The organism is Arenibacter lacus (assembly GCF_008711145.1).
Taxonomy (GTDB): Bacteria; Bacteroidota; Bacteroidia; order Flavobacteriales; family Flavobacteriaceae; genus Arenibacter; species Arenibacter amylolyticus.
This window is the reverse complement of the sequence record NZ_VVIN01000017.1, coordinates 43849-59847: the sequence shown is the minus strand read 5'-3', so window position 1 is coordinate 59847 and position 15999 is coordinate 43849. Positions and strand designations below refer to the sequence as shown.

Annotated in this window: 9 protein-coding genes; 4 read left to right on the top strand and 5 right to left on the bottom strand. The window is 42.0% G+C overall.

Annotated elements, in window-relative coordinates:
- From F1E73_RS07520 to F1E73_RS07510, 3 genes are all read right to left on the bottom strand, one after another.
- Window positions 1-4824: SprB repeat-containing protein (locus F1E73_RS07520; protein ID WP_150451555.1), on the bottom strand; the 4824-nt coding region annotated here is incomplete at its 3' end.
- A gap of 434 nt (window positions 4825-5258) precedes the next feature.
- Entirely contained in the window at window positions 5259-7337 is a 2079-nt protein-coding gene (locus tag F1E73_RS07515) for a PorP/SprF family type IX secretion system membrane protein (protein ID WP_150451554.1), read from the bottom strand.
- Between the two features lie 6 nt (window positions 7338-7343).
- The gene (locus F1E73_RS07510) at window positions 7344-9611 is read right to left on the bottom strand and encodes a T9SS type B sorting domain-containing protein (protein WP_223883384.1); all 2268 of its coding nucleotides are present in this window, start codon (window positions 9609-9611) and stop codon (window positions 7344-7346) included.
- A gap of 288 nt (window positions 9612-9899) precedes the next feature.
- Between F1E73_RS07510 and F1E73_RS07505 the strand changes: the two genes are divergently transcribed.
- The 4 genes from F1E73_RS07505 (at window position 9900) to F1E73_RS07490 (ending at window position 12856) form a co-directional block, all read left to right on the top strand.
- The gene (locus F1E73_RS07505) at window positions 9900-11585 is read left to right on the top strand and encodes a glutamine--tRNA ligase/YqeY domain fusion protein (protein WP_086475586.1); all 1686 of its coding nucleotides are present in this window, start codon (window positions 9900-9902) and stop codon (window positions 11583-11585) included.
- 364 nt (window positions 11586-11949) lie between these two features.
- A complete protein-coding gene (locus tag F1E73_RS07500) occupies window positions 11950-12282 on the top strand; it encodes a YtxH domain-containing protein (RefSeq protein WP_086475993.1) in 333 nt (110 codons plus the stop codon).
- Window positions 12283-12290: 8 nt separating this feature from the next.
- On the top strand, window positions 12291-12635 hold the full coding sequence (locus F1E73_RS07495; protein ID WP_086475587.1) for a hypothetical protein: 345 nt from the start codon (window positions 12291-12293) through the stop codon (window positions 12633-12635).
- A 2-nt stretch (window positions 12636-12637) separates the two neighbouring features.
- Complete coding sequence (locus F1E73_RS07490) at window positions 12638-12856, top strand: DUF6327 family protein (protein ID WP_086475588.1); 219 nt, start codon at window positions 12638-12640, stop codon at window positions 12854-12856.
- A gap of 437 nt (window positions 12857-13293) precedes the next feature.
- Here the strand turns inward: F1E73_RS07490 and F1E73_RS07485 are convergent, their stop codons facing one another.
- Both F1E73_RS07485 and gltX read right to left on the bottom strand, forming a co-directional pair.
- Entirely contained in the window at window positions 13294-14235 is a 942-nt protein-coding gene (locus tag F1E73_RS07485) for an SPFH domain-containing protein (protein ID WP_086475589.1), read from the bottom strand.
- Window positions 14236-14373: 138 nt separating this feature from the next.
- Entirely contained in the window at window positions 14374-15888 is a 1515-nt protein-coding gene (gene gltX / locus F1E73_RS07480) for a glutamate--tRNA ligase (protein WP_086475590.1), read from the bottom strand.
- Window positions 15889-15999 lie beyond the last annotated feature (111 nt).

The following is a 15999-nucleotide window of genomic DNA, read 5'->3' as shown; positions in this document are numbered from 1 at the left end:
GTCCGTAATCTCAAAACGATAGGTACCAGCAGTAGCGGTGGGGTAGCTAAAGTTGGTCAATCCAGCACCCACAGCGGTAGTGGCACCATAGGCAGCTCCATCCACGCTCACTCGATAACTATAATCCGCATACCCGCCGTTGATGGTTACGTCTATCACAGCATCCGGGGAAGCGGTACAATCCAATTCCTTGGTAGTCGTGGCCGTGGCCGTCAGTTGTGGTGCTACTTCAACCGTATTGGTTGTAACGTTACAACCATAGGCATCCCATACCTCCACGGAATAGGAGCCAGGGGCCAAGTTGTTAAATACATTGTTGTTCTGCGCCGGACCTCCGTTAAGGCTATAGGTATAAGGACCAACACCTCCCGAGGCAGTAGCGGTAAGGCTAACGCCACTACCCGCTACATAACAACGGTCCGTGGTGGCCGCCAAGATAGCCGCAGGGTCGCTTGGATTCGTAATATCAAAAGGTTCGGTCACTGTACAACCACCGGCATCGGTAACGCGGATGGTGTAGGTGCCTGCTTGACTTAATCCGTTGAATACATTGCTAGACTGTGGTCCTAGGACCACGGTATTTGGTTGTACCAACTCATAGGTATACCCTCCCCAGCCCCCAGTAGCGGTGATGGTCACCGATCCGTCGGCATTACAGGTCAATGGGGTAAGGTTATAGGTAAAGGCTAGGGGGTTGGTAGGCTCGCTCACCGTAACCGTGGCCGTATCCGTACAGTTGGTAGTTTCGTCCGTAACCGTAATGGTATAGTCCCCGGCTACAAGATTCGTTAAATTGATGGTGTTAGCAGACTGTCCTGTAATGGCAGTAGCTCCATTAATTGAGTAGCTGTACGTGGTGCTATAGTCACTTACTTCAAAATCTATGGCTCCGTCCGCACTTCCTAAACAAGTTACATTATTAATTAGGGTACCATTTACCAGAATAGGATTTACGGGAGCAATGGTATAGGTCTCCATATAGGAACATCCTTTACTATCGGTTACTCTAAAAGAATAAGTATCGGGTGCCAAATTGTTAAAGGTGGCGGTCTTACCAGAGGCAGTAGTTGCAGCCATGGCTATGGGGGCAATAATCTCTATGGTTAAGGGATCAATACCGTTTAATGCAGTTACCGTAACATTGGAGGTTTGGGTAGGGCAGTTTGGAGCTGTAGATGAAAAGCTTAAATCGGTAGGCTCATCCATCGGATCCAATACAATGGTATTGGTAACAAAGGTACATTGGTTAGCATCTCTAATGGTAATATTGTAACTCCCGCTACCAAGGTTAGAAAAAGTTTCGGAACCTGGGCCTGATACAAAATTCACCCCATCTATACTATAGGAATAGGGTGCAGTTCCACCAGTAACATTTTGGGCTTCTATGATTCCATCTTGAAGACAGCTATAATCTTGCACAAGAACAGCATTTCCAGAAATTCCGGCAGTTTGCCCCCCAATGGTGAAATTCTCTATAAAATCGCAACTATCGTTCCCCTTGCTTTGGGTCAAGGTTACGGTATAATCGCCCTGCGGTAAATTGGTAAAGGTCCCTGAAGAGTTGGTGAACATTCTACCATCGGGATAGGTAATAGTAAAGGTTACATCGTATCCATTCCTTGCCGTCATATTATAGGTAATGGCCCCATCTTCCGCCCCAAAGCAGCTTTCATCGGATACCGAGGTGGTATATTCCACCTCTGGAACCAAATCAATATTAACCGTATTGGAAAGTACGTAACAGTTGTTCCTATCTACCACTACAAAGGTATAATCCCCCGGCTCCAGAATATCAAAAATCTGTCGGCTTTGAAATTGGCTTGGGGGTATAGTGGTGACATTGGGATAGGAGATAACCGTATTCCCGTCATCATCCACATAAGACCAAATAGCATAGGTATGTGGTGTTTTACCCCCATAAGAGTCCATAAGAATATTACCCTCCCTACAGCTAATATGTTGGGAAATTCGGGCATTTAAGGTTAAATCGGCCTCACTGAGAACGTTCACCTTTTCTTCATAGAAACAACCATCATCAGTACGTACACGGATAATGTAATTGCCTGCATTTAAGTTTTGAAAGGTAAAGTTGTTGTCCGGTTGGGCAGTCTCCCTGTCCATTAGGGTGCCATTGCCACCGTTACTGCCATCGTCCAATCTTATTTCGTACTCATAATTGGCACGGACATTAAGCGCTTGGATGTTTATGGAACCCAAGTCTGTACAATTAGCAGGGGTGCTAGTGATATTTACTTGTAATGCCCTATTTCGTATTCCAATATCTGGGGTAGTAAATTCACAGGAACCGTCAATGGGTTCTCCCGTATTGGGATCTAATTGCATAATACCCACTCGGTAAGCCCCGTTGGTATTAATGTCAAAACTAGGTCCGTTATTGGCACTGTAGGGTACTTCAATAGAATTGGTAGAAAGGTTATATAATTGGTACCCATATCCATTAGGTAGGTTAGTAACGGTAATATTTCCAGGGGTAGTACATATAATATCATTGGAGGTATATTGTATGTCCAGATTGTTTTGGAATACATTGAAATAGAACCTACTAAAACACCCTCCCTGGTAATTTACTACCAATCGGTATTTTCCCTCCTGATTTGCTATAAAGCTATCGCCTACGGATACTTGGTTCCAAGTACAGGTTGCATTTTTGTTCCCACAGTCGTCCCCCGAATCCGCACAGCTACCTTCCACCAACCTTTCCCATACCATACTCTGGGCATCGGCAATATTTACTTGGATCAATTGGGAATCGTTCACCCCGCACAGAAAAATCTTGGGCAAGGGGCTGCCATCCACGGAACAGCTCACAATCTCTCCCTGTACGTCGTTGGTTGGGTCAGTATCGCTATTGCTATTGTTGAAAAAATCGACAATAGGATTTGTTTGGGTGGTCCCAAATCGCTCTACGGTCAACACCTCTTGAAAACCTTTACAGGGATCGGCCACTATTTTATCAACAATATAGGTGCCAATATCCCGAACCACAAAGGTACTAAGATCATTATCCGGATCTCCATCGGTTATCAAAGTATCGGCGGCATCCAATACCCCGTTTCCGTTTTCGTCCTTATACCATTTATAATCATCAAAACCTTTTCCGGCTTCCAACACCACTTGTTCCCCACAAAGTTGCACGGTTCTGGCAAAAGAGCAGTTGGAAAGATCGTCCAACAAAAAGTTGGTAGCTCCAGGAGTGGCAAAACCACATCCATCAAACTCGTACACGGAAGGATCATCGCTAATTACGTTACTGTTCAGTCGGCCTCTATAGGTAGAATAGGCCAAATTCTGAATAATATCCGAACAGGCATCTATGAAATCAAAACAGTTTTCCGCTACGGTAACCCGCATGCGAATACTATTGGCCGAGCGTCCTTTGGTCACCAAATTATTTGGAATAGTGAATATCACCGTCCTAGTAGCCGGATCGAAGGTATAAGTTACCCCTGCTGGTAGTATGAGGTTGGCCTCGTCCAGGGTAACATTTACAGGTAGAATATCCTTTATGGTATAATTTTCCGCATCATCGTTTCCCACATTTTGGAATTCCAATACGTAATCTAAGGTCTGGCCTAGGTTTACCCCCTGTCCGGTAATATCATTGCCCGCAATATCCTCTACGGTTTTCTTTAGGTTGATAACGGGTTCTATGATTTCTACATCAAAGGAAGTAAAGAAAATATCATATTTGTCCTGGGAGGAACTTGCACGTAAAATGGCCCCGGTTTCATTGTTGGGGATCACCCCATTGAGGGGGTTGTTGATATTAAATAAATCCACATCCCACCCCAGGGTGTTCACTGAATTTGGATTTCGATCGGTTACTAGAGCGTCACCACTGGTAATATTACTATTGAAGAAATTATTCGCAGGATTTACAGTGTTTCCTAATGGCGTAAACGACGCCATGGAGTTCGCTTTAATGGAGAGTCCGTCCCCACCAATTCTATTATCCCCCTCTAAGGCTGCCACCCCAAGTTGGGCTAATACCGGAAAAGGAGCGGGTAGGGTAGTAAAGCCATTGAACGGTATATCTACGGTCTCTCCAGATTTTATCCCGGCATAACCATCAAAGGTGGTGATAAATTTTCCTGGTAGATTGGGATTCTCGTAGACCACTACCATTTTCCAACCCCCGGATACCCCGCCAGAAATAGCATCACCGGAACTCGCTTTTACATTAGCAACAAAATACTCCCCATTGGGATCGGCCAAGCTGGTAACTATGGAGGTAACATCCTTATAACAGGCATAGGGACTATAATAATCAAAATCGGCATCCCCTTCCCCATCAAACAATATCTCATCTGCCGTTAAATCCTGATAGGTCCCGCCTGGGACCTTAAATTTTAATTTATCAAAACCACTTCTGTCATCTTCCTTAAAAACCGCAGACCAATAAAGACCCGCATAACGCACCTTGGCACAACTGATATCGGGAACCGTTAGGATAGCACTACTACTACTAAAGGTAGAGGGATCCCCATCGATATCGATATACTGCATATCCAGGTTGTCATTGTATTCCGAAGCGTTCCCTGTATCATTGTAAGGATCATTGGGGGATACTGCAGGGTGATGGATTGTTTCGCGCACCCATCTTCCATTTCTTCTTACCCACCTTCTTTCTGTATAGGCCTCAGATTCCCTATTGACAATATTATTCGCAATAAAAGTAATATCACCCCGTAATTCATCCTCATAACGAACCTCAAAATCGTTTTTCACCTGTGAAACCACAGTAAAAGTACCCAACAGTAAAAAACAAGTTAAAAACAGATGTTTGAAGGATATTGGTTTCATTTGCAAACGGGTTTGGTTGTAAAAAGCGCCCTATTCAAAAGAGGACAGATGCTAAAAAAAGGTGTTTTCAATAGTTTTAAACCATTGAATCAGGTAGTTATAACCACCCGAAACACCTACTAACAAATATTGACCTTAAGAGGGAGTACGTGAATTTATTGTTGTAGAGCGGTATAATTTTGTTGTGAAACCCCGATTAGGCATGGTCAGAATTATTTTCCTTAAACAACTCTAAAAAGGGGTGTCCGACCAAACCCCTATATAACCGATAACGGTGCCCCGGCCGACAACCGAATTAAAGATTTCTTTCGCGATTTATCGATTAATTTTGTAGTAAAAAAGGGAACAAGGAGATGCCCTAATATGGAGAAAGCGGTCTTCTAAAAACCACTAATTTGTGGCTGCATAAAGCTTCGGTGCTTAATAGCATTTTTTTAGGTAACCTGACTAGAGGATACCTTCATAATCCACATCTTATCGTTATACGTTTTGCTTAATTTGGTGTAATAAGATTCCAAGGCATTGTCCCAAGTACTGTGTTTCTTTAAGAAAACATACCGATAGTTATTTTTAGGGTTGATGAAGTAACTGGCACTATACCCTTGGGAGTTCAATAATTTAACAAACCTGTTAGCATTATTGGTATTGGCAAAAACATTGGCTATGATATAATAGGAAGTCTTCCCTCCTGTAGTAACCTCTACGGCCGCTACTTCCTTTCCGCCTACATTGTCCTTGACTATCACATTTTTGTGCAGTGAATCTTCATCATACTGGCCAGCCGTGTTCTTTAGCTTTTGAACATTGTTCACGTAGGCCTTTTGCGTATCCGTGCGGTTATCCACATTCATGATCCACAAATCGTCCTCATAAGCTCCACCAAATTTAGATTTATGGGCGGCTAGGGCCTCCTGCCACGTATCGTACCTTTCTAGGTATACGTAATTTAATCCATTCCTAGAATTTGTAAAATGGTTTGCGTGAACCCCTTTTTGAGAAAGTTTCTCCACAAATTGATCCCTATATCGCTTGCCTTTGTAGACATTGGCCACCACGTAATACCCATTTTCTACTCCCTCTAAGTTCCTAAACTTTTTTGTTTTTACAGTTTGTTCTTTCGGGAGCTGCGAAACCCCATCTTTAACAGTAATGCTCTTATTGGTACTGCGGGCCATGTTATCAGTATGGACCACCTTACTACCGGGGCCCTTGGCCTGTAAAGCTTCTTTTATACTAATTGGTTTTTTATTCGTGTTTTCTTTGGATGCTTCAAGAGCCAAGGGAGTCTTTTGATTATTGGGCAGGTACATGTTTCTAGCTTTGGTCTCTAGGTCTGGCCGCTTTCCTTGGGTCTCCTCCCTTACCATTTTCATAACCATATGAAACCTGCGTTCCAAATCCCTTTGCCTGTTAGCCTCCAAGGAATCTAACCTAAAAATCAATTCAGAAAGAATCTGATCATTTTCTGCAAGGGTCTGTTTAAGTTTCTCCAGCTCCTCCTGTTGGGACAGCGCATCCTTCTCTGGTACAAGCTCATTAGCTACCAGCTGATCGTTATTATCCTCTAGCATAACCCTATCTTCGGTTAGATTTGGGGTGATGGAGTAGGCAAATGAAATTTCATGTGTCAATCCAAAATTGTCAAAGTTATTAGACAATCCCTTCTCCATTGTATAACCCAATGAAAGCCGCTGATTGAGGTTAAATCCGATACCTGCGGAGGCACCGTAAAAATCGTCGTAGCCAGTTTGCAACCAGCCAATTTTAGGCAGGTCTAAGATTAGGCTTCCTCCCAACACCACTTCTTCATTGCCCACCTTTCTAACGCGTGCCAAGGGCATTAACCGTCCCTGTTCCAATAGGCCACTTCCATTTTTAAACTCATGGGTATATTGAAGGTGACTGGAAAATGTCTTGTCTTTAAATTCACTTACTGTGGAACTGCTCTTTAGGTTGTAGTCGAACAAGTTTTCCGCAAAAACTCCGAAATCGAAGGCACCATAGGAAATATTGAAACCGGGTTGAAAAGACAACAGATTGGATTCCTGTAGGCCATCCAAGGAAGGGTCGTTAGGATCTAATACCGATGCCCTGTTCCTATCAAAACCGCTGTTGTAATACGCCAAATTTGCACCAAAGGTAAAATTGCTCTTTTCGCTCAGTTTAATGCCATAGGCATAATTTGCCATCACCCCGTAATTGGTAATCATTCCTTCCCTTTGGGTATATAAACTTAGTCCCAGGCCATTGCGATCGCTTACCCTTCCACTATAACTTAAAAAATAATCTTGATTGTTATCGTCAAAAGATACCGATTGGTTTCTATGTAGGAGATTAATATAGGACTTGTTTTCCCTCACCGTAGAAAAGGTGGGGTTAATTAGGAACCGGTTAAACTTTAGCAAGTTTTGTGAAGGCACATCGTAGGCAATAAACGGATCATCCTCTTGGGCATTTATAGCGGTAAACGCCAGAAGGAAAAATACGATGTATATAAAATTCTTCTTGTACATAGTGCCTTAACGTATTACGGTTATAGTTCCTTTCTTTAAAGTCTTATTTGCTTTTCTAATGGTATAATAGAATACCATATTCTGCCTGGGGAAATTCATGGAAGCCGCTGGCCAATTGTTTTGGTATTGAAATTGGTTGAGCACCTCTTGTCCTTTTTGATTATAAATAATAACCTGGATCTCCGGATCCTTGGTAAAGGAATTTGGGAGCACCCAAACATCATTATATCCATCCCCATTGGCAGTTACCACATTGGGTACCCCAAAGGTATCCTGATAGGTAACCACAAAGGTTTTGCTTACTTGGCAATCGTTCACCAATCCTACCACCCTATAGGTGCCTTCTTGGGTTAGGGTTAAAGAGTCCGAATCTCCCAACAACATATTATCCTCATTGAACCATTGGTAACTGCTGGCCCCCCTGGCATAAATTTCTCTACTGCCCCCTTCAGGAAACAAAATCTCACCGCCTGCAGGGTTCAAAATTAGTAAAGAATCGTCCAAGGTAGTAATTACCACTTCATTTGATAGTAGGTCACAACCGTTTTTATTTACGGTTAGTTGATAAGTTCCCGGTTCGGAAACGCTTAACACCTCCGCAGTATCTGGCAACAGGCTGCCATCCTTGGACCAATAGAAAGTTTCCCCGCTAAGTGCTGTATCACTACTAATGCTCACCAGATCGGAAGGGCTGCAAAATAAGGTAGCGGTACTAGAAATGGTAAGAATCTCATTAGATTGCAATTGAACAGGCAGAATATTGGAAACCGATGTAAAACTATCTAAGGAAGCGTTTATCGCATAATTTCCATTTTCAGCAGTATCAGTAAAGCTAATGGTACTGGAATTAGCTGCTGCCACGTTAGATCCATCCTTGGTCCACTGATAAATAAAGTCAGGTTCTAATTCCGAGGTCACCTCCAACTTAGATCCATCGGATAAAACCGCATCTATCTTAGTTACTTCCAAGGCAATACTCGTATTAACACAATCGGTATATTCTGTAACATAATCTATGGTCAACTCAAAATTGGCAGGTAGTACCACGGTTGTAGGATCGCTGATTTTGGTGGTAATTGGGCAACTCCCGCCACTATAGGTAACCTCCGCGTGATAAACCCCATCCGAATTGGCGGTTAAGCTACTTCCCGTTTCCCCACTCAGTGCAACACTATCTTTGTACCATTGATAGGTTACTGGCGAGGTATCTGCCGACACGTTTAAATTAATTGATTTTCCTGGTAAGAGGACCATATTTGCCGGATTGTCCCTACTCACCGTAAAGTCACCTGCCTGGGTTATGGTCAGGGGACTGGAAGTTTCGGTGCATATTCCGTTGCCTTGAACTTGGACGGTGTAATTCCCAGGGAATTGGGCATCGTTGGTATCAATAGTATAGGTATAAGCCCCCAAGGTACTTGGTTGTATAACACTACCATCTTTAAACCAGGTATAATACAGATCCGCATAGTTCATATTGGCCTCTAAAGGAGCTACTGCTTCCCCGGTACACAAAGCAGCTTTCGTTGGGGGGTTTATTTCCAATCCCACGCTGCTCCCTACCTGTACTTCAATGGAGAGAGACTGTGTATTGGATGATCCGGAACATGTAGCCCCATAATCCAATTCCACCACATAGAATCCGCCTTCAGAGACTTCAATAGACGGTCCGTGGCCTGCCACGGTGAAAGGCGAAGTGTCCTTATACCAATTATACCGATAGGTTTCTGCATTGGCTATATTGTATACTTCTAGGGTGGTGGTCCCTCCATCGCAAAGCTCTACCTTCATAGCGGGGCTAGGGGCTGTATCGCCCATTTCCCTAATTTGAAGGGGGGAATTATAATCGATATAATACATTTCAAAAGCGTCCGATACTGGACTGGTTTTAGCCGGATTGGTACTTCTTACGCGGAAGCGATATCCATCTCCCCGAGTAGTATTAGGCAGGGAAAAACTAAAGTTGAAGTCGAAATTAGCATTCTTGTCCGAAACCCTGGATAGTTCTGTTGGATTGGTAAACACGCCATTGGCATCGGACAATTCCAAAATAAATTCGTTATCCGCCGCAACACTCGGCAACCAGGTGAAATTTACAAAGTACTCATTGAAACTCTCCGAACCACAGGCCGCCGTCCAGACAGAATTCCCCGCTAAATTGGGATTATCCGCAGGTGTAGGCTTGTTTAAGGTCTGGGCACTACCAAAGGTCATTCCCAAAGCGAGATAGCTCAGAAAAATCATTAAGATTCCGTTTGGTAGGTTAAGTTTCATATCTTTTTTGGTTTGAGCAACATTCAGCGGTCAATTTAGTGTGAATTAGGCCTAAAATTAATGGCTAAATTGTTGATATCTAAGGGATAACTTTTTTGATACTCCCTCTAACACCCTCATTTTCAAAGAAAGGGGGTAACAAATATGTCCTTTTACAAAGGGCTAGTGAATTTAAAGTTGTCAGCTTTCCCAAAAACGTTGTGAAACCCACTTTCTTGTATGCTTGCCACTTTTTATAGACTGCTTATACTTGTAATTTCGTTATCTTTGCTCCTCAAAATTAAGAATATGAGTGAAACATCCCGTTCGTTAAACTTTATTGAGCATATTATTGAGGAAGATCTAAGCAAAGGCTTCCCAAAGGATAAGCTTCGGTTTCGATTTCCCCCAGAGCCCAATGGATATTTACATATAGGCCATGCAAGCTCTATCTGCCTAAATTTTGGTTTGGGCCTTCGTTACCAAGCTCCCGTTAATTTAAGGTTTGATGACACCAACCCAATAAATGAGGAGCAAGAATACGTAGACGCTATTAAAAGAGACGTAGAATGGTTGGGATTTGAATGGGAGACCGAGTGCTATGCTTCCGATTATTTTCAACAACTATACGATTGGGCTGTAATGCTGATCCAACAGGGAAAAGCCTATGTGGACAGTCAGTCTTCCGAGGAAATTGCCCTTCAAAAGGGTACCCCCACGGAGCCTGGTACGGAGAGTCCGTACAGAAATCGTTCCGTTGAGGAAAACCTTCGCCTATTTGAAGGTATGAAGGAAGGTAAGTTTAAGGAAGGGGAACACGTCCTTAGGGCTAAAATTGATATGGCCTCTTCCAATATGTTGATGCGCGACCCTCTGATGTACCGCATTTTACATCGCCCGCACCATCGTACAAATACCGATTGGTGTATTTATCCGATGTACGACTGGACGCATGGGGAAAGCGATTATATGGAGCAAGTTTCCCATTCCTTCTGTACGATGGAATTTGCCATGCACCGTGAGCTTTATGATTGGTTTTTAGACCAAGTGGTAGATGAGGATAAGGTGCGTCCCAAGCAACGGGAATTTGCCAGACGAAACTTTAGCCATACCGTGGTGAGTAAACGAAGGTTATTGCAATTGGTGGAAAAAGGCGTGGTAACAGGATGGGATGATCCCAGAATGCCAACTATTTCTGGCTTAAGAAGAAGAGGATACACCCCAGAATCTATTAAGGCTTTTGCGCAAACCATTGGGATTGCAAAGAGGGACAATGTGGTAGATGTGTCGCTTTTGGAATTCCATGTAAGGGAACACCTAAACAAGATTGCCCCAAGGGTAATGGCTGTCTTAAATCCGCTAAAATTGGTAATTACCAACTACCCGGAAGGGGAAGAGGAGTGGTTAGAATCTGAAAATAATCCGGAGGACGAATCAGCTGGATTTAGAAAAATACCATTTTCCAAGGAACTATACATAGAACAGGAAGATTTTAAGGAAGAAGCCAATAGAAAATTTTTCAGACTTAAATTAGGAGGGGAAGTCCGATTAAAAAATGGGTATATCATAAAAGCTACCTCTTGTACCAAAGATGAGGATGGAAACATCGTAGAGGTACAGTGTACTTACGATCCCAAGAGTAAGAGCGGTAGTGGAACCGAAGAAAGCCTAAGAAAGGTAAAAGGAACCCTACACTGGGTTTCTGTAAAACACGCGGTAGAAGCAGAGGTAAGGTTGTACGATAGACTCTTTACGGATGAAACACCTGATGCGCATAAGGATAAGGATTTTATGGAATTTATTAATCCCGACTCCTTAAAAGTTATCAATGCGTTTGTGGAACCTAGTTTGGCTGAAGCCAAAGTTGGGGATAAATTTCAATTTCAGCGTATGGGATATTTTAATGTGGACAAGGACAGTTCACCGGAAAAATTAGTTTTTAACAGAACAGTAGGATTACGGGATACCTGGGCCAAAATTCAAGTAAAAAACTAGTATTACTATACTCTATTCCAATTATTATAACGATAGGTGTTTACTATTGAAATCGAAAGCCACAGCGTTCATCTGCTGTGGCTTTTTTATTGAATAATGGTATTGGTCCGCCACAGCTCCAAGATGCGCTTAAATCTGCTTATATGATTAAATTAGCCAAAACTGGCCGCCTATCTCGGTTTACGTTAAAACTTTATGCGATTGCGCCCGTTCTGCTGCCTATTTACCATTAATTTTATTCCAAACGAATAAACGCCTAAGAATTAGGATAAGATAAAAAAGGGTGTTCCAGGGTTCATTTGGAAATCGTTCTTTTTTATCTTAAATTATTATTGGAATTATTAACATTTAAAAGTTTAAAATTATGTCAAACTCAAGTGGAAATACTTTATTGGCCTTGCTCACGGGAGCAGCAATAGGTGCAGGGATTGGAATCTTATATGCTCCTGATAAAGGAATTAAGACTAGAAAGAAAATCAAGAAAAAAGCAAGGGAGACCAGTGATGATCTTTCCAACCGTTTAGTGCATGCAAAAGAAGAGCTTACCAAAACAGCAGAAGCTAAGAAGGTAGATTTTGAGCAGAAATTAGAGGAAACACTTTCCACCATGAGCTACAAGGCAGATGATATCATATCCGCGTTGGAAAAAAAGCTGACCGATCTTAAGGCTAAGAATGCCCAACTCCAAAAAAAATAAGATACTAAATGGCTTTGGAGAACTTAAAGGATAACGTATCCGAAATTGATAGAAATGTACGGGCTTATTTAGAAAATACCGAAGAGTACTACAAACTCAAAGGATTTAAAATAGGGATGCGAGGCATTAGTTCCTTGGTGAAACTTCTATTGATTGGAGGAATCGCCCTATTGGCACTGTTAATGTTGTCCTTTGCGTTCGCCTTTGGCATGGGACAATGGTATGACGATGTATTTCTAGGTTTTTTAACGGTAGGAGCGTTCTATATTCTAATAGGGATCATCTGCTACCTCTTTAGAGATCGATTGGACAAATCCTTATTAAAGAAATTCTCGCAATATTATTTCGATTAACTATGAACAACAAACCCGTATTTACTTCTTTCGAAGAAATAGACCATCGACTAAAAATTCTTAAGCTTCAACGGCAGATAGAAATGGAGCAGATCAAAATGCATGTTCAGGAGGCTAAGAACAGTTTTGTTCCCACTGCATTGATCGGTAGTATGGGAAAGTGGTCTAAGCGACTTTTCATTACCTTTATCACGAGAAAAATATTAAAAAAACTTTCCTAGGTTATTCCTCAACACATCAACGGCACTTCCATATAAGTGGATAATCCCGTACTGACAAGATTATAGATTGGTTTAATACTGGAAAATCCGATTAACCATCCTTCAGGAAATTGGGAATTTAATCGGATTTCCTGTGTTTATAATTCTAGATACCCCCAATATAATCAAACTTTCAGAACTATTTATCAATGGGTTTGTCCCCTTAGAACTCCAAGGTAAAACGATTGGTATATCAATTCCAGTATCGCAAAATAATACTACTGTATTCCTTTAAATAAAATGGGTTAAACAAAACAACCTTACCAGTTTATCTGTTTAACCCATTATAAAAATCATCTGGCTAGTACTGTTGGTCGTTAGGTATAACCAACTGGTATAAAACCAATACCTGGTACATCACCCTAGCGCAAGAAGTAATCTTTTACTACAGGATACTATTACTCATCCTGCTTATTTTTATCCTTCTCTTCCTTTTGTTTTTTCATACTTTCCCCAATCATATTACTGGCCGTAAAGGAGGCCACCATATTATTTAACATATCACTTCCCGCCTGCGGGGAGTTGGGCAGTAAAATAAGATTGGTGTTGGTTTCTTCTCCGATAGACTGTAAAGTATCGTAATGTTGGGTAACCACGATAAGGGCAGAAGCCTCTTGGGAGTTAATACCTACTTTGTTTAATACCTCTACAGATTCTTCCAAACCTCGGGCAATTTCCCGTCTTTGATCGGCAATACCCTGGCCTTGTAGTCGTTTACTCTCTGCTTCGGCCTTGGCTTTTTCCACGATAAGGATGCGTGCAGCATCTCCTTCAAACTGGGCTGCTATTTTTTCCCTTTCGGAGGCATTAATTCGGTTCATGGCGGCCTTTACCTGGGCATCGGGATCAATATCAGTCACCAAGGTCTTAATAATGTCGTATCCATAATCCAACATGGCATCCTGCAATTCTGACTTAACCGCAATGGCAATATCGTCTTTCTTTACAAACACATCGTCTAACTTCATTTTGGGTACTTCGGCACGGACCACATCAAACACATAGGAGGTAATTTGATCATGCGGATATTCCAATTGGTAAAAAGCATCGTATACTTTATCTCTCAATACCACATACTGAACAGAAACTTTGAGTTTAACAAAGACATCGTCCAAGGTTTTGGTCTCTACAATGACATCCAATTGCTGAATCTTAAGACCAACACGGGTAACAATTTTGTCTACCAAGGGAATCTTTAGGTGTAATCCGGAATTTCGAACACTATGGAATTTTCCAAAACGTTCAATAATAACTGCCGTTTGCTGTTTTACAATAAAAAAAGCTGATAAAAGAACAATCAATCCGAGTAGCAAAATCGGAATTAAAAGAAATGAACCCATAATATTAAAATTTATTAAGTGAATGTAAGTTATTTCGTAATATACGGCTAGTTTTTTAAACCCTTACAGAAAATAACACCCCAAATTAATAATCTTCCAATATTATGGGTACACAACCTAAGAATAGGAATACTTCCCTTATGCAAGCTTAGCGATTGCGTTTTTTATTCTGTTAACGCTGTCCTCTTTCCCGATAAGCGCTAGAATATGGAACATATCCGGACCTTTCATATCACCGACTGTAATAAGTCGTAAAGGAGGCATTACCTTCCCAAAGCCCAAACCTTGTTCACCAATCCATTCCTTCACCTTTGTTTCCACATTTTCTGCGGTAAACTCGGATATGTTTTCCAATTGAACCAGTAATTGTTCCATAATCTCCGCAGTAGTTTCCTTCCACTGCTTCTTTACAGCCTTCTCGTTGTAGCTAGTGGGAGCCACAAAGAAATAGTCGCTCAATTCCCAGAAATCATTAATAAACGTAGCACGTTCCTTAATTAATTCAACCACTTGTTCTACATAGGGTAGGGCCAAACGATCTTCCGTAATGGATTGACCTTTGTTCTGCAAAATTTCTTTAAAATCAGCTGCCAATGCGGCATTGGATTGCTGCTGCATGTACTGGTGGTTATACCATTTGGTTTTATCTGGGTCGAATCGCGCACCAGACCGGTTTACACGCTCTAGTTCAAAGGCAGAAACCAGGTCTTCCAAAGAAAACAATTCTTGTTCCGTACCGGGATTCCAGCCCAATAAGGCCAAGAAATTAACCACTGCTTCCGGGAAATAGCCTGTTTCCTTGTAGCCTTTAGACTCATTCCAAGTCAAGGGAAATACAGGAAAGCCCAACTTATCGCCGTCGCGTTTACTCAATTTCCCCTTACCAACTGGCTTCATAATTAAGGGGAGATGGGCAAACTGGGGAACCTCCCAACCAAAGGCCTGGTATAATTGTTGGTGAAGGGCCAAAGATGGCAACCATTCCTCACCACGGATCACATGGGAAATTTCCATAAGATAATCGTCCACGATATTTGCCAAATGATAGGTTGGCATGCCATCACTTTTAAACAACACTTTATCGTCTAACACATTAGAATCCACTTCCATGTTACCACGGACCAGATCCGTAAGCTGAATTTTGGTGTCGGCAGGAGTTTTAAAACGTACTACATAAGGTTCGCCAGCAGCAATCCGTTTAGCTGTTTCCTCCTCGCCCAAGACTAGGGAGTTCGTTAACTTTTCTCTGTTGTGCTGATTATAAATAAAGGTTTTGCCATTAGCTTCGTGCTCTTTCCTATGGGCATCCAGCTCTTCACTGGTATCAAATGCATAATAGGCGGCGCCTTTATCCAGCAAAATTTCGGCATATTTTCGGTAGAGTTCCTTTCGTTCGCTTTGTCGGTAGGGACCAAATGCACCTTCCTTCCCCGGACCTTCATCAAAGGGTATTTTACACCAGTTTAAAGCATCTATAATATAAGCTTCTGCACCTTCTACATATCTATTCTGATCGGTATCTTCTATTCTCAATATAAAATCCCCCTGGTGTTTTTTGGCAAATAGGTAGTTGAATAGGGCAGTACGTACCCCACCTATATGCAAGGGGCCAGTAGGACTTGGTGCAAAACGAACGCGAACTCTCTTTGTCATCTTATTATTTTTAATTGCAAAGATACAAATTGTGGGTATTCCTACCCGCTGTTTAAGCAAGGCTAGGCAAGCCTAGGGGCTATTTTTTTGTATCTTGGTAATTAAATAGGA